The 15096-nt window shown below is 65.1% G+C and carries 18 protein-coding genes; 11 read left to right on the top strand and 7 right to left on the bottom strand.

The genetic code is table 11. The annotated features are described in order from the left end of the window. The first annotated feature begins 153 nt into the window (after positions 1-153). Positions 154-1365 carry a DesA family fatty acid desaturase gene (locus U9J41_RS17745; RefSeq protein WP_322403494.1) on the top strand — a complete coding sequence of 404 codons (1212 nt, stop codon included), beginning with the start codon at positions 154-156 and terminating at the stop codon, positions 1363-1365. A 90-nt stretch (positions 1366-1455) separates the two neighbouring features. Here U9J41_RS17745 and U9J41_RS17740 read toward each other — a convergent pair whose 3' ends face one another. From U9J41_RS17740 to radC, 6 genes are all read right to left on the bottom strand, one after another. Beyond that, positions 1456-1734: a hypothetical protein gene (locus U9J41_RS17740; protein WP_425260649.1), complete on the bottom strand. Its 279-nt coding sequence runs from the start codon at positions 1732-1734 to the stop codon at positions 1456-1458. Between the two features lie 124 nt (positions 1735-1858). Further along, positions 1859-3025 (bottom strand): hypothetical protein, encoded by a 1167-nt coding sequence (locus U9J41_RS17735; protein WP_322403493.1) that lies wholly within the window; start codon positions 3023-3025, stop codon positions 1859-1861. Positions 3026-3160: 135 nt separating this feature from the next. Beyond that, complete coding sequence (gene rpmG / locus U9J41_RS17730; protein WP_005665735.1) at positions 3161-3328, bottom strand: 50S ribosomal protein L33; 168 nt, start codon at positions 3326-3328, stop codon at positions 3161-3163. A gap of 13 nt (positions 3329-3341) precedes the next feature. Continuing rightward, complete coding sequence (gene rpmB / locus U9J41_RS17725) at positions 3342-3578, bottom strand: 50S ribosomal protein L28 (protein ID WP_025511730.1); 237 nt, start codon at positions 3576-3578, stop codon at positions 3342-3344. Between the two features lie 158 nt (positions 3579-3736). Then, the gene (locus U9J41_RS17720; RefSeq protein WP_322403492.1) at positions 3737-4297 is read right to left on the bottom strand and encodes an NADPH-dependent FMN reductase; all 561 of its coding nucleotides are present in this window, start codon (positions 4295-4297) and stop codon (positions 3737-3739) included. A gap of 55 nt (positions 4298-4352) precedes the next feature. Continuing rightward, on the bottom strand, positions 4353-5027 hold the full coding sequence (radC, locus tag U9J41_RS17715; RefSeq protein ID WP_322403491.1) for a RadC family protein: 675 nt from the start codon (positions 5025-5027) through the stop codon (positions 4353-4355). A 78-nt stretch (positions 5028-5105) separates the two neighbouring features. On the opposite strand from radC, the gene U9J41_RS17710 reads away from it, so the two are divergent. From U9J41_RS17710 to U9J41_RS17670, 9 genes are all read left to right on the top strand, one after another. Continuing rightward, positions 5106-6014, top strand: a complete 909-nt coding sequence (locus U9J41_RS17710) for a LysR family transcriptional regulator (protein ID WP_322403490.1) — start codon at positions 5106-5108, stop codon at positions 6012-6014. Between the two features lie 99 nt (positions 6015-6113). Further along, positions 6114-6821: an SDR family oxidoreductase gene (locus U9J41_RS17705; protein WP_322403489.1), complete on the top strand. Its 708-nt coding sequence runs from the start codon at positions 6114-6116 to the stop codon at positions 6819-6821. 108 nt (positions 6822-6929) lie between these two features. Next, positions 6930-7394, top strand: coding sequence for an FKBP-type peptidyl-prolyl cis-trans isomerase (locus U9J41_RS17700; protein WP_322403488.1), 465 nt, complete (start codon positions 6930-6932; stop codon positions 7392-7394). Between the two features lie 21 nt (positions 7395-7415). After that, positions 7416-8366, top strand: coding sequence for a 4-hydroxy-3-methylbut-2-enyl diphosphate reductase (ispH, locus tag U9J41_RS17695; protein ID WP_322403487.1), 951 nt, complete (start codon positions 7416-7418; stop codon positions 8364-8366). 57 nt (positions 8367-8423) lie between these two features. Continuing rightward, entirely contained in the window at positions 8424-8966 is a 543-nt protein-coding gene (locus U9J41_RS17690; RefSeq protein ID WP_322403486.1) for an adenine phosphoribosyltransferase, read from the top strand. Positions 8967-9256: 290 nt separating this feature from the next. Further along, complete coding sequence (locus U9J41_RS17685) at positions 9257-10186, top strand: branched-chain amino acid ABC transporter permease (protein ID WP_322403485.1); 930 nt, start codon at positions 9257-9259, stop codon at positions 10184-10186. 12 nt (positions 10187-10198) lie between these two features. Continuing rightward, complete coding sequence (locus U9J41_RS17680; RefSeq protein WP_322403484.1) at positions 10199-11419, top strand: ABC transporter permease subunit; 1221 nt, start codon at positions 10199-10201, stop codon at positions 11417-11419. Continuing rightward, positions 11416-12183: an ABC transporter ATP-binding protein gene (locus U9J41_RS17675; protein WP_322403483.1), complete on the top strand. Its 768-nt coding sequence runs from the start codon at positions 11416-11418 to the stop codon at positions 12181-12183. Before U9J41_RS17680 ends, U9J41_RS17675 begins: the two co-directional genes overlap by 4 nt. Further along, entirely contained in the window at positions 12180-12905 is a 726-nt protein-coding gene (locus U9J41_RS17670) for an ABC transporter ATP-binding protein (protein ID WP_322403482.1), read from the top strand. The genes U9J41_RS17675 and U9J41_RS17670 overlap by 4 nt, the downstream gene beginning before the upstream one ends. Before the next feature lie 358 nt (positions 12906-13263). Here U9J41_RS17670 and phaP read toward each other — a convergent pair whose 3' ends face one another. Next, entirely contained in the window at positions 13264-13839 is a 576-nt protein-coding gene (phaP, locus tag U9J41_RS17665) for a TIGR01841 family phasin (RefSeq protein WP_322403481.1), read from the bottom strand. Between the two features lie 355 nt (positions 13840-14194). On the opposite strand from phaP, the gene U9J41_RS17660 reads away from it, so the two are divergent. Then, a complete protein-coding gene (locus U9J41_RS17660; protein ID WP_322403480.1) occupies positions 14195-15094 on the top strand; it encodes a DMT family transporter in 900 nt (299 codons plus the stop codon). Positions 15095-15096 lie beyond the last annotated feature (2 nt).

Here is a 15096-nt window from a genome sequence, read left to right as displayed (position 1 = left end):
GGGCGCGCTTTGATTGCGTCAATACGTGCCGTGCGGCATAGGTTCCACGTTAAAATGCGTGTTTGCGTCATGCACCATTGCGTGACAAACTTGTCATAGCGACTGTTCCATAGAAAGAACGGCACGACCCTAGTCATCCTTAGTGGAGTATCGATGAATTTTCTCAGCAACATCCTGCACGCCGGCCTGTCCTTCCTGGACGGCGGTCTGTTCGACCTGTCGGTCTGGCAGATGGTTGTGTACACGCTGATCGTGACGCACATCACGATCGCCGGCGTGACGATTTACCTGCACCGCCACCAGGCGCACCGCGCGCTGGAACTGCATCCGATCGCGAGCCACTTCTTCCGCTTCTGGCTGTGGCTGACCACCGGCCAGGTGACGAAGGAATGGGCGGCCGTGCACCGCAAGCACCACGCCAAGTGCGAGACGGTGGACGATCCGCACAGCCCGGTGACGCGCGGTATCAAGGAAGTGTTGCTGCGCGGCGCCGAGTTGTACCGCGACGAAACGAAGAACAAGGAAACCCTCGACAAATACGGCCACGGTTGCCCGAATGACTGGATCGAGAACAAGCTGTACACGCGCTACAGCTGGCTCGGCGTGTCGATGCTGCTGCCGCTGAACGTCGCGATGTTCGGCGTGCTCGGCATCACGATCTGGGCCGTGCAGATGCTGTGGATTCCGATCACGGCCGCCGGCATCATCAACGGCATCGGCCACTACTGGGGCTACCGCAATTACGACTGCAACGACGCGGCCAGGAACATCGTGCCGTGGGGCATCATCATCGGTGGCGAAGAGTTGCACAACAACCACCACACCTTCGCCACGTCGGCCAAGTTGTCGAGCAAGTGGTACGAGTTCGACATCGGCTGGGCCTATATCCGCGCGATGGAAATGGTGGGCCTGGCCAAGGTCAAGAAGACCATTCCCAAGCCGAGGCTGCAGAAGAACAAGCTGGAAGCGGACTTCGACACCTTGCAGTCCGTCATCGCCAACCGTTACGACGTGATGGCGAAATACGCCAAGTCCGTCAAGCACGCGTTCCGCGAAGAAGTCGAGCACCTCAAGCACAAGGCGGAGCTGGAATCGCGCTTCCTCAAGAGCTCGCGCAAGCTGATGCAGCGCGAACCGGCCAAGCTGCAGGCGCCGCAACAGGCCCAGCTGGTCGAGCTGTTCCAGCACAGCAAGGTCCTGGAAACGATGCACGAAATGCGCGTGGAACTGGGCGCGATCTGGGAACGCTCGCACTCGACCCGCGACCAGCTGCTGCACCAGTTGCAGGACTGGTGCGCCCGCGCCGAAGCGTCGGGTATCAAGTCCTTGCAAGAGTTTTCGATGCGCCTGCGCAGCTACGCGTAAGCATCAGGACAAGGCCGGCACGGCCGGCCCATCCCGGACACCCCTCGCGCAGGGGTGTTTTCTTTTTGGCGCGCCGCGGCGGCCTGTGTGCTAGGTGGTGTGCCGTCCGGCCTCGGGCGGCGGGACATCGTCGGCGCCTTCCTGGGCCGTGGCGTGTTCGGCCTCCATGCTGTCGTCGATCGATTGGCGCTCTTCGAACGCCAGCTCGGGCGGGTCCAGCATGTCCGCCAGCATGGCCGCGAGTTCGGGCGTATCCCACGGGATGCCGCTGCGTTCCTTGACGTGGATATAGTGCCGGATTTCACTGTCCTGTTCGGGCGTGAGCGGCAGGCCGCGGAAGGTATTGGTGGGAAGGGATTCTTTCATCATGCTCTCGATTCATCCGATTCATCCCGTTGCCGCACGTCGTCGTGATGGCATGGGATGGCATTGCCGGTCATTCGACTGTACGCGCATCCGCTGCCGGCGAGCGCACGGCAGCGTGCCGTGACGCTCAGCGGCAGGCGCCCTCGGACGGATAGCCGCAGGCAATCAACGTTCCCACGTCCGGATTCGCCAGATAGTCCAGGTGCGCCGTCATCGGATTCTCGATCGAGCCCAGCCAGGTCTTGTCGTTCGACACGAGGACGTCCGCCACGGCCACGTCCGGCGCCGCGTAGCGGGCCGGCAGCAGGCGGTAGGACAGCAGGTCGTTCGGGTCGGTCAACGCGACGACGGCCAGGCGCTGCAGGGCTTCCGTGCGCCGGTTGGGCTGGCGCCGGCGCAGGTCCAGGAAATGCTGCAGCGCATCCTGCACCGGAATCGCCCGCGGTCCGGTGGACTGTTCGGCCAGGCCGAGGATGGGCAACTGGTTGCCGGCCATGAACAGGAGGCCGAGCCGGCGCGCCGCCTGCTGGCCCAGCGCCCGGGTCTGCGGCTGCCACGATTCCAGCATGGCGCTCAAGGCGTCGAACAGCATCTTGCTGCCCAGGCTTTCCGCCACGACGACGAGGGGCGCCTCGCCGTCCGGATCGTTGTCGATCACGCGCGCCAGCGCCTCGACCATCGCATCGCGGATCGCGACGTGGCTCGCGCCTTCGTAGATAACGGCGTCGGACAGGCAATCGTTCAGCAGGTTGTCCTTGACGTAGCCGTTCAGCCAGGCGCGCCTGGGCTTGCATTCGCCGGCGCCCGTGCAATCGGTCGGCGTGCCCGTCATGTCGACGTCGAGCCGGTGTTTCAGCCCGGCCGTCAGCGGCGACCACACGAGGGCGTGGAAGCGGACCGTGCCGCCCGCCAGCCGGCGCGTGCGCTCGACGATGGCGATGCGCGCGGGTGCGGCGGGCGTGGCCGGGGTAGCAGGCGTGGCTGGGGTAGCAGGCGTGGCTGGGGTAGCAGGCGTGGCTGGGGTAGCAGGCGTGGCTGGGGCGGCGGCCGGCGCGTGCGCGTCGACGATACTGGCGATGTGGTCGATCTGGCGCTCGGCCCAGGCGGTATCGTGAGTGCACATGCCGTGGACGAGGATCACGTCGACGGGCCGCGCGCCGGCGACCGCGACGATGCCCGCGATGCCGGGAAAGGTCGCGCTGTCGTGCACGACGACGGGCGGGCGGTAGGGCGAGGCGCAGGCGGCGAGGAGGCCGAGGACGGGCAGGAGCGACAGTCGAGAGCGCCACATCATGCGTTTCTCCAGCGTGGGTAGACGCTCGACTATAGCGACGCGGACGAGTAGATCAACTGACCCCAATCAATGGCTCAGAAAAACAAAAAGCCGCGCACTGTGAAGTGGGCGGCTTTTCTTGTGCAAAGAACCAGATTACTTGATCTTGGTTTCTTTGTAGATCACGTGCTTGCGAGCCTTCGGGTCGAATTTGGTGATTTCCATTTTCGCCGGCATCGTGCGCTTGTTCTTGGTCGTGGTGTAGAAGTGACCGGTACCTGCGGTCGATTCCAGTTTGATCTTGTCGCGGCCAGTTTTTGCCATGATGACTCCCTAATTAGATTTTCTCGCCGCGGGCGCGCATGTCGGCCAGCACAGCGTCGATGCCGAGCTTGTCGATGACGCGCAGGCCGGCGTTCGAAATACGCAGGGAGACCCAGCGGTTTTCGGATTCTACGAAGATGCGGCGGTTCTGCAGGTTCGGCAGAAAACGACGCTTGGTTTTGTTGTTGGCGTGGGAGACGTTGTTGCCAACCATCGGACCCTTGCCAGTAACTTGGCAAACACGTGCCATAGCGCACTCCTTGAATAAACTTCCACAATCGGAAAAACGAGAGTATAGCTTGAAAACCGTCGCGTAATCAACAACTTGCAGAAAAAAATTGTTTCTCGATAATGCGTCTTTATTTAACAATCGTGAATTTTCGCAATGTTTGCGTCGTAAACCCCTGTTTACACACCGATATTCCCAGTTGCCGGGGGCGCGGCCGTGCGTTCGATATGCGCCACGAGTGCGCGCAGCGCGGCCGCGATCGGCGTCGCGAAACGGGGCACGTCCGCGATCCTTGCCGGATCGGTGCCGGAACCGATGACGGGAACGCGCAGGCAGGCATCGAGGACGAGGTCGGCCGACATCGTGCGCAGCGTTTCCTTCAGCGCCTCGTCGGCGTGGAACGATTGATACGACGGATTGAGCACGGCCACCGGCTTGTGCGCGAACGGCGCGTGGTCCACGACCCAGTCGAGCGTGTTCTTGATGGTGCCCGTGACGCCGTGCGCATACTCGGGACTGGCGATGAGGAGGGCGTCGGCCGCCGTGATCGCGTCCTGCAGGGCGCGCACGCCGGACGGCACGTCGGTGCGCTCGGGATTGAACAGCGGGAAATCCTTGTGCTGCTCGAAGAGGTCGATGGCGACGCCGGCCGGGGCGAGGTCGCGGCAGGCGCGCAGCACGCCGGCACTCATCGAATGGGCGCGCTGGCTGCCGCAGAGGGCAAGGATGCGTAGGGACATTTGCTCATCCGTCATGGTCAAAACGCCATCCTAGCAGTTCCGGCGCTGGCCCGAATCAGAGCTGCCCGTGCTCCGCGAATGAGTGAACGAGCGGCCCGGCGACGATGAAATGGTCGAGCACGCGGATGTCCACGAGGCCCAATGCCTGCACCAGCGCCTGCGTCAGGCGCAAATCGGCCTCGCTGGGTTCCGGCAGGCCGGACGGATGGTTGTGCGCCAGGATCACGCTGGCGGCGTTGCGGGTCAGGGCCTCGATGACGACTTCGCGCGGGTAGACGCTCGTTTGCGTGAGCGTGCCGCGGAACAGTTCGCGGTCAGCGATCAGGCGGTTCTTGACGTCCAGGAACAGCACGACGAAGGATTCGTGGCGCTGGCCGCCCAGTTTGATGCGCAGGTAGCGCTTGACGAGGTCGGGCGAGCCGAACGCTTCCCCGGTCTGCAATTGTTCGGCGATGGCGCGCCGGGCCAGCTCCATCACGGCCTGCAGCTGGGCATATTTCGCCATGCCGAGGCCGTGGACCTCCGACACATCGTCCAGGCTGGCGCCGAACAGGCCGTGCAGCGAACCGAAATGCTGCAGGATGTCGCGGCCCAGTTCCACGGCGCTCTTGCCACGCACGCCCACGCGCAGCAGCAGCGCCAGCAGTTCCGGATCGGACAGCGCTTGCGCCCCTTCGCGCACCAGCCGTTCGCGCGGCCGGGTCTGTGCCGGCCAGTCTTCGATACCCATCCGAGCCCTCCATGGTGAGACCGTGCATTATTCGCGCGACGGGACAGTGCTGGCTTGGGCATGCGCAATAATAGATGCATGAACGACCTCCGCGCCTTCGACCTGAACCTGCTCGTCACGCTCGACGCCTTGCTGGCGGAAGCGAACGTGACCCGCGCCGCCCAGCGCCTGCACCTGAGCCAGTCGGCCGTGTCCGGCCAGCTCGCGCGCCTGCGCCAGCTGTTCGACGATCCGCTGCTGCTGCCCGCCGACAACGGCCGCGGGATGACGCCGACGGCCCGCGCCCTCGACCTCGCCGCACCCGTGCGCGCGGCCCTCGACCAGATGGCCGGCATCGTGCGCGGGCAGCCGGCGTTCGATCCCGCGACCGCGCAACGCACGTTCCAGATCGCCGCCAGCGACTTGTCGACGGCAGTGCTGGGCCTGCCGCTGGCCGGCCTGCTGGCGCAATGCGCGGGGCCGGGCGTGCGGCTCGCGTTCCGCATGGCCGATGGCGCCCGGATCGCCGCGCAACTGCAGGAAGGGGAGGTCGACCTGCTGATCGGTTCGGAACGCATGGTCCCGGCGAACATGCGTGCGCGGCTGTTGTTCGACGAACATTTCGTCATGGTGCAGCGCAAGGGGCATCCGCGCGGCACTGCACCGCTCGATCTCGACGCCTATTGCGGCCTGCGCCATGTGCTCGTCTCGACGAGCGGCGGCAGCCTGCACGGCTTCATGGACGAGCATTTGCAGGCGCTGGGCCGCGCACGCAACGTCGTGCTGTCGGTGAAGTCGTTCGCGCTCGTGCCGGGCCTGCTATGCCAGTCCGACCACGTCGCCACCGTGCCGGCGCGGCTGGCGGCGCTGCATGCCGGCGTGCTCGACCGCTTTGCGCTGCCGTTCGACGGCCAGGGTTTTGCCCTGTACGCGGCCTGGCATCCGCGCTTTCACACCGATCCCGCGCTGGCCTGGCTGCGCGACCAGGTGATCCGCGTCGCCGCGTGATCGGCGGCCCCGATGGGTCGTATCGCCGAATACGATTTCCGCCGGCGCGCGGGCGCTTCTACACTGCCTGACATCCCAACCGTCATCGAAAGGCAGATCATGAAAGACCAGCGCATCATCGTCATCGGCGGCACCTCGGGCATCGGCCTGGAGAGCGCGCGCCGCTTCGCGCAACTGGGCGCCAGCGTGACCGTCACGGGGCGCGACGCCGCGAAAGGCGCCGCCCTCGACGTGCCCGGCGTACGCTTCGCCCAGCTCGACGCGGCCCGGCGCGCGCAATGCGACACATTCTTTGCCGACCACGGACCGTTCGATCACCTGGTCGTGTGCGCGTCCGGCGCGGCGGGCGCGGGCACGTTCCGCGACCTCGCGCTCGACGATTTGCAGGCCGGCTTCGCCGGCAAGTTCTGGCCCCAGCTGAACGCCTTGCAGGCCAGCCTGTCCGGCATCGCGGCCGGCGGTTCCGCGACGCTCGTCGGCGCCATCTCCGCCCGCGCCCAGCAGCCGGGGACGGCGGGCCTGGCCGCCATCAACGGGGCGCTGGAGGCGATGCTGCCCATCCTGGCGTCGGAATTGCGGCCGCTGCGCGTCAATATGGTGGCGCCGGGCGTGATCGATACCCCGTGGTGGCACCGCGTGCCGGACGCGCAGCGCAGCCGCCTGTTCGAGGAAATGGGCGCCGCCGTGCCCGCCGGCCGCGTCGGCACGGCGGCGGACGTGGCCGACGTCATCGTCATGCTTACCGGCAATACCTTTATCACCGGCAGCGTGATCGACGTCGACGGCGGCTGGAAGCTGCGCCGCTGAGCCTGATGCCCGACCGTTTCCCGCCCACGACAGAAATCGAGCCGGCTGAGGCGGGAGCGGCACGGGTGGCTTACAATAGCGGTTTGCACGTCAACCGAACACGCAACAATGTCCTCCACTAACGCTCCCGTCGCTCCCGTCGTCACCGAATCGTCGTACCTGACCCTGCATTATCGTCTTGCCACCGCCGATGGGACGGACCTCGTCACGACCTTCGGCAGCACCCCGGCCACCTTGCTGCTGGGCCAGGGCCAGCTCGCCCCGTTCCTGGAGCAGCGCCTGCTCGGCCTCGCTGAAGGCACGCATACGACGTTCGACCTGACCGCGCTCGAGGCGTTCGGCGAGCGCAACCCGGAGCTGATCCAGGTCGTGACGAAGAAGACCCTGGACGAGAACTCGGAACCGGACGCCGATTACCAGGTCGGCGACCTGGTCGACTTCCGCGCGCCGGGCGGCGGCCGCTTTGCCGGTGTGCTGCGCGAAATGCGCGCGAACGACGCCGTGTTCGACTTCAACCATCCGCTCGCTGGCCAGCCGCTCAGGTTCGAAGTCCAGCTGATTTCCGTGCTCTAACCACAGCCTTCACACCGACCCATGGAAAACGAGATCCTGTTAGCCCAGCCGCGCGGCTTCTGCGCCGGCGTCGACCGTGCGATCGAGATCGTCGAGCGCGCCCTGCAGCAGTTCGGCGCGCCGATCTACGTGCGCCACGAGATCGTGCACAATGCCTACGTCGTCAACGACCTGCGCAACAAGGGCGCCATCTTCATCGAAGACCTGGACGACGTCCCGGCCGGCAACACGCTCGTGTTTTCCGCGCACGGCGTGTCGAGGGCGGTGCGCGAGGAAGCCGAGTCGCGCGGCCTGAAAGTCTATGACGCCACCTGCCCGCTGGTGACCAAGGTGCACGTGGAGGTGGCCAAGATGCGCAGGCAGGGCGCGGAAATCGTCATGATCGGCCACGCCGGCCACCCGGAAGTCGAAGGCACGATGGGCCAGGCGGAAGAGGGCATGCACCTCGTCGAGACGGTCGACGACGTCGCCAGGCTGAACGTCGCCAACCCGGATCTGCTGGCCTATGTCTCGCAGACCACGCTGTCCGTCGACGACACGCTCGACATCATCGCGGCGCTGAAGGCACGCTTCCCGAACATCATCGAGCCCAAGAAGGGCGACATCTGCTACGCGACGACGAACCGCCAGGAAGCCGTGAAGTTCATGGCGCCGCAGGTGGAAGTCGTGGTCGTCGTCGGCAGCCCGAACAGCTCGAATTCGAACCGCCTGCGCGAAGTGGCCGAAAAGAAGGGCACGCCGGCCTATATGGTCGACAACGCCGCCGGCATCGATCCGGCCTGGATCGCCGGCAAGAAGCGCATCGGCGTCACGGCCGGCGCTTCGGCGCCGGAAGTGCTCGTGCAGGCCGTGATCGAACGCCTGAAGGACCTGGGCGCCGCCAGCGTGCGCGCGCTCGAAGGCGTCGAGGAACACGTCACGTTCCCGCTGCCCAAGGGCCTGGACGGCGGCAAGGCGCCAGCCGCGGCCTGATCCGCCATTCCCGCCCGCGGCCGGCGCCGCGGGCCGAACAATCCCTCTGTCCGACCCATGAACGTATTCGACCTGCGCCCGCGCTCGCCCTCGGCTTTCGATGCCATTCCGCTGGAATTCTTCCAGGATTACCCGGAACCGGGCGTCAACTTCATCGACGTGGGCTGCGTCTTCGACAACCCGCATCACTGGCAGCTCGCCATCGACGCGCTGACGGAGCGCACGGCGCACCTGGACGTCGACTTCCTGCTCGCGATGGATGCGCGCGGCTTCATGCTCGCGGGCGCGCTCGCGTACCAGCGCGGCCTCGGCTTCGCGATGGCGCGCAAGCCGGGCAAGCTGCCGGGCGACGCCATCGGCATCGACTACCGCCGCGAGTACGGCAGCGCGACGATCGAGATCCAGCCGGCGCGCATCAAGGGACAACGCGTGCTGATCGTCGACGACGTGCTGGCGACGGGCGGCACGATCGAGGCGGCGGCGACGCTGCTGCGCCGGATCGGCAAGGACGTCGTGGGCGCGGCGGCCCTGTTCGATGTGGCATTCTTCAAGGACAAGCGGGCGCTGAGCATGCCGGTGGTGACGCTGCGGGACGTTTGAGTTTCGGGCGCTCGCGCAATACCGTTTGCTTGAGAACCGCGCGCAGGCGGGAATCCAATTGCTGCGGGACAGCAAAAATAACTTGGGTCCCCGCCTTCGCGGGGACGACGGGGTTTCAGTTTCCGCTAAATAACCTGGGTCCCCGCCTTCAAGGGGCGACGGGGTTTTCATTTTCCGATGTTAGTTTTTCCAAAACATCGCTATGATGACGCTCGGAATTATGTTGCTTGAATGGCGGCACTCGTACCACGGGTGCCGTTTTTGTTAGTTCGAAAGGAAACCACACAAGCATGGAAACTTTTGTCCAACAGATCCTGAACGGGCTGGTGCTGGGCAGCATGTATGCGCTCATCGCGCTCGGCTACACGATGGTGTACGGCGTGCTCAACCTGATCAACTTTGCCCACGGCGACGTGCTGATGATCGGCGCCATGGTCGGCCTGACGATCCTGAAACTGCTGGACAGCGCGTTCCCCGGCTTGCCCGGCGGCGTGCAGTTGGCCATCGCCATCATCGGCGCCATTCCGGTCACGATGCTGGTCAATATCCTCATCGAACGCGTCGCCTACCGCCGCCTGCGCAACGCGCCGCGCCTGGCGCCGTTGATCACCGCCATCGGCGTATCGATCCTGCTGCAGACCTTTGCCATGATGATCTGGGGCCGCAGCCCGCTGCCGTTCCCGCAACTGCTGTCGTCCGATCCGATCACGGTCGCCGGCGCCGTGATCTCGCACACGCAGGTGCTGCTGCTCGTGCTGGCCGCCGCCGCCATGGTCGGCCTCGTGTTCCTCGTCGAAAAGACCCGCATGGGCCGCGCGATGCGCGCCGTCGCCGAGAATCCGCGCGTGGCCGGCCTGATGGGCGTCGATTCGAACCGTGTCATCGTCGCCACGTTCGCCATCGGCGCCGCGCTGGCCGCCGTCGCTGGCGTGATGTGGGGCGCGAACTACGCGTCGATCCAGTTCGCGATGGGCACCGTGCCGGGCATGAAGGCGTTCTCGGCGGCCGTGCTGGGCGGTATCGGCAATATCTATGGTGCCATGATCGGCGGGATCGTCCTCGGGATCATCGAAAGCCTGGGCGCCGGCTACATCGGCGACTTGACGGGCGGCTTCCTGGGCAGTAATTACCAGGACATCTTCGCGTTCATCGTGCTGATCCTCGTGCTGACCGTGCGCCCGTCCGGCATCATGGGCGAGCGCGTGGCCGACCGCGCGTAAGGAGGCGTCGACATGGCTCTCCTGACCTTCGACACCGCGCACAAACCGCGGCAATCGTATGCCAGCATGGCAGTGCTGCTGGCCGTGATGCTCGTGTTCCCGTTCGTCGCCGCGCAGTTCGGCAACTCGTGGGTGCGCATCATCGACATGGCGCTGCTGTACATCATGCTGGCGCTGGGTCTGAACATCGTCGTCGGCTTCGCCGGCCTGCTCGACCTGGGCTATATCGCGTTCTTCGCCGTCGGTGCCTACCTCACCGGCCTGCTGGCGTCGCCGCAGTTCGCCGCGCTGCTGGAATCCGTCGTGAACTACCACCCCGAGCTGCAGGACGCCATCGTCCGCACCTTCGGCGAGGACGTGCGCACGAACGGCATCCACCTGTCGGTCTGGTTCGTCGTCCCGCTGGCGGGGCTCGTGGCCGCGCTGTTCGGTGCACTGCTGGGCGCGCCGACGCTCAAATTGCGCGGCGACTATCTCGCCATCGTCACGCTCGGCTTCGGCGAGATCATCCGGATCTTCATGAACAACCTGAACGATCCGATCAATTTCACCAACGGCCCGCAGGGCGTCAACCTGATCGATCCAGTCCGGATCTTCGGCGTCTCGCTCGCCGGTGAGCCGGGCTCGCGCGCGACGGTGTACATCGCCGGCTTTGGCATGCCGTCCGTCAACGCGTACTACTTCCTGTTCCTGCTTCTGTGCATCGTGACGATCTTCATGACGAGCCGCATGCAGCACTCGCGCCTGGGCCGCGCCTGGGTCGCGATCCGCGAGGACGAGATCGCGGCGAAAGCGATGGGCATCAACACCCGCAACGTGAAACTGCTCGCTTTCTCGATGGGCGCGTCGTTCGGCGGCGTCGCGGGTGCCATGTTCGCGGCCTTCCAGGGTTTTGTGTCTCCGGAATCGTTCTCGCTGACGGAATCCATCGCCGTGCTGGCGATGGTCGTGCTGGGCGGCATCGGCCACATCCCCGGCGTCGTGATGGGCGGCGTGCTGCTGGCCGCGTTGCCGGAAGTGCTGCGCCACGTCGTCGAGCCGGCGCAGCAGGCATTGTTCGGCAAGGTCGTCATCGAGGCCGAAGTGCTGCGCCAGTTGCTGTACGGCCTGGCCATGGTGCTGATCATGCTGAACCGTCCGGCCGGGCTGTGGCCGTCGCCCATCAAGGAAGACCGTCCGGCTGCCGCCATCGCCAAGGAAGACAAGGACGACAAGGAAGAGAGCGAGGCATGAGCGACATCCTGCTGAACATCTCCGGCGTCAATAAACGCTTCGGCGGCCTGCAGGCGCTGACGGACGTCGGCGTCAAGATCGCCAAGGGCCAGATCTACGGCCTGATCGGGCCGAACGGCGCCGGCAAGACCACCTTCTTCAACGTGATCACGGGCTTGTACCAGCCGGACACGGGCACGTTCGAACTGGACGGCAAGCCGTATTCGCCGTCGGCGCCGCACGCCGTCGCCAAGGCCGGCATCGCGCGGACGTTCCAGAATATCCGGCTGTTCGGCGAAATGTCGGCGCTGGAAAACGTGATGGTCGGGCGCCACGTGCGCACGCACCAGGGCGTGTTCGGCGCGATCTTCCGCCACGGCGCCGCGCGCCGCGAAGAGGCCGCGATCCGCGCCCGCGCGCAGGAGCTGCTGGACTTCGTCGGCATCGGCCGGTTTGCCCAGCGCACGGCGCGCTTCCTGTCGTATGGCGACCAGCGGCGCCTGGAGATCGCGCGCGCGCTGGCGACGGAGCCGAAGCTGCTCGCGCTGGACGAGCCCGCGGCCGGCATGAATGCGACGGAAAAGGTCGCGCTGCGCGAACTGCTGGTCAAGATCCAGGACGCCGGCGTCACGATCCTGCTGATCGAACACGACGTGAAACTCATGATGGGGCTGTGCGACCGCATCTCGGTGCTGGAATACGGCAAGCTGATCGCGGAAGGGCTGCCGGCCGAGATCCAGAAGAACAAGGCCGTCATCGAAGCCTATCTCGGAGGTGCTGCTTGAAGCCCGACAACGTTCTTAAAATTGCCGGCCTGAAGGTGGCGTATGGCGGCATCAAGGCCGTCAAAGGGATCGACCTGGAAGTCAACCGCGGCGAACTCGTCACGCTGATCGGCGCCAACGGCGCGGGCAAGACGACGACCCTGAAAGCCATCACGGGCACGCTGCCGCCCTGCAAGGTCGAAGGCGCGGTCAGCTATCTCGGCCAGCCGCTGGACGCCAATAAATCGTTCAAGCTCGTCGAACGGAAGCTGGCGATGGTGCCGGAAGGCCGCGGCGTGTTCACGCGCATGACCATCCGTGAAAACCTGTTGATGGGCGCTTATACGCGCAACGACAAAGCCGGCATCGACGCCGACATCGAGAAGTGGTACGCCGTGTTCCCGCGCCTGAAAGAGCGCTCCGCCCAGTTGGCCGGCACGCTGTCCGGCGGCGAGCAGCAGATGCTGGCGATGGCGCGCGCGCTGATGTGCCATCCGACCCTGCTGCTGCTGGACGAGCCGTCGATGGGCCTGGCGCCGATCATGGTCGAAAAGATCTTCGAGGTGATCCGCGACGTGTCGCGGCAGGGCATCACGGTCCTGCTCGTGGAGCAGAACGCGAAGCTGGCGCTGCAGGCCGCGCACCGCGCGTATGTGATGGAATCCGGCGCGATCACGATGACGGGCAATGCGCAGGACATGCTGCACGATCCGCGGGTGCAGGCGGCGTATCTGGGCGAATAGCCGGACGATTACCGTCGTTCCTGCGGATGCGGGGACCCAATTTTGCTTGTGCTATCGAAACGCGAACTACCTTTGGTTCCCGCCTGCGCGGGAACGACGAATTGCTTGAGTTATCGAAACGCGAACAACCTTTGGTTCCCGCCTGCGCGGGAACGACGAATTGCTTGAGTTATCGAAACGCGAACAACCTTTGGTTCCCGCCTGCGCGGGAACGACGAATTGCTTGAGTTATCGAAACGCGAACAACCTTGGAGGGCTAGCGCCGGGGCGCTAACGAAAACAAACGGCCCGGCACCGCTTGCGCGGTCCGGGCCGTTGGCTTCCTGGGAGGAGGAAGCAGCGAGGTGATTCTTGCGGCTTAGGCTGCGGCGGCCGAGTTGGCAGCGGCGCCAGCCTTGCGGGTGGCTTGCGTGAACTGCGACACGGCGGCGTTCAGGTTCGACTCGATCGCCTCGACGGCCTGCTTGGTCGTCTTGGTGAACTGTTCGTAGCCGGCGTTGGCGTTGCTGATGGCGGTTTTCAGGGCCGAGACATAGGTCTCCGAACCGGCCGGGGCGTTCTTGGTCACTTCGTCGACCAGCGAGATCACCTTGCGGTTGACTTCGGCGAACTGGCTTTCGGCGGCTTTCGAGAACTCGGCGCCGGTGTCGGCGGCGATCGATGCCACCTGGCGGCTGTAGGCCAGGGCCTTTTCAGCGGCCGGCTGGGCTTGCGAAGCCGACACGGCGAAGAATTCCTGGGCATCCTTGACAGCCAGCAGCTGGCGCGTGGTTGCCGACGAGTCCTCGAGCGCGGCCTTGACGGTGTTGATGTTCAGGTCCACCAGCTTTTCCACACCTTCGAAGGTCTTGGAGGTCAGGGCCGAAAACAGGGCGAACTGGGCTTCGAGGTTGGCTTTGGTCGCGTTCGAAAACTGCTCAGGGAATGCAAACATATGGTTCTCCAGTAATGGATCGTTATGTGAACTTTGCTTTTGAGGTGCCTTGGGACACCTGCCTAGGGACCAGTGAAGCGGTGATACAGGGAAAAACTCAGGCGGTTACTGATCTATCTCAGTGATTGTGCGCCGCAACATGAAGCCATTTTTCACGCTTTTCGATTATGCGTCAAGCACTTTTGATGCGTCGCACAATTGGACCGCAATCTCTTGCGTAAGATCAATGGTTTCAATCGTTTGCGCCATTTATGTTTGCGCGGTTACAACACTTTAGTGCTTCGCAGCAAGGGCTAACGGCGCTGGTCGCCCATGCTAGACTTGTTGTCCAATTTGCTTTTCGACGATGTCCGATATGACCGCAACGCCAGCCAGTCCGGCCATGCAGCAGGCACGCTGGCTGTCGCCGATGCCGCTGTTCTTCGTTTTTCTCTGGAGCACCGGTTTCATCGCCGCGAAATACGGGCTGCCGTATGCGCCGCCGTTGTCCTTCCTCATCCTGCGCTGCCTGGGCGCCGTGCTGATCCTGCTGCCCGTCGTGCTGCTGACGGGCGCCGCGTGGCCGCGCGGGCGCGTGGGACACGTGGCGCTGGCGGGATTGCTGCTGCAGGCCGGCTACCTGGGCGGCGTGTGGAGCGCCATCAAGCTCGGCATGCCGGCCGGACTGTCCGCGCTCATCGTGGGCATGCAGCCGATCCTGACGGCCATCGCCGCGCCCTTGATCGGCGAACGGGTCCGGCCGCGTCAATGGCTGGGGCTGATGCTGGGCCTGTGCGGCGTGGGCCTCGTCGTGGTGGCGAAAATCCACTTGACCGGCCTGGCGCCCGCGGCGATCGCGCTGTGCGTGCTGGCCCTGCTGTCGATCACGGCGGGCACGATGTACCAGAAGCGCTTCTGTCCACAATTCGACCTGCGCACCGGCACCGTGATCCAGTACGCGACGACGGCGCTGGCCCTGCTGCCGTTCGCCGTGCTGCTGGAAGGCTTCGGGCCGCGCATGGACGCGATCCACTGGACGCCGCAGTTCGTGGGCGCGCTGCTGTGGGCTATCCTGGCGTTGTCGATCGGCGCCATCTTCCTGCTGTTCCGCCTCATCAGCCGCAGCGACGCGACCCGCGTGACGAGCCTCCTGTACCTGACCCCGCCGACCACGGCCGTGATGGCCTGGCTGCTGTTCGGCGAACGGTTGAGCGGTCTCGGCGTGGCCGGCATGGCCGTCGCGGTGCTGGGCGTCGCATTTGTCGTCAAAAAATAAGG

It is taken from the genome of Massilia luteola, from assembly GCF_034420155.1.
Lineage (GTDB): Bacteria > Pseudomonadota > Gammaproteobacteria > Burkholderiales > Burkholderiaceae_D > Telluria > Telluria luteola.
The sequence above is the reverse complement of the archived record's forward strand: the minus strand, read 5'-3'. Positions and strand labels throughout refer to the sequence as shown.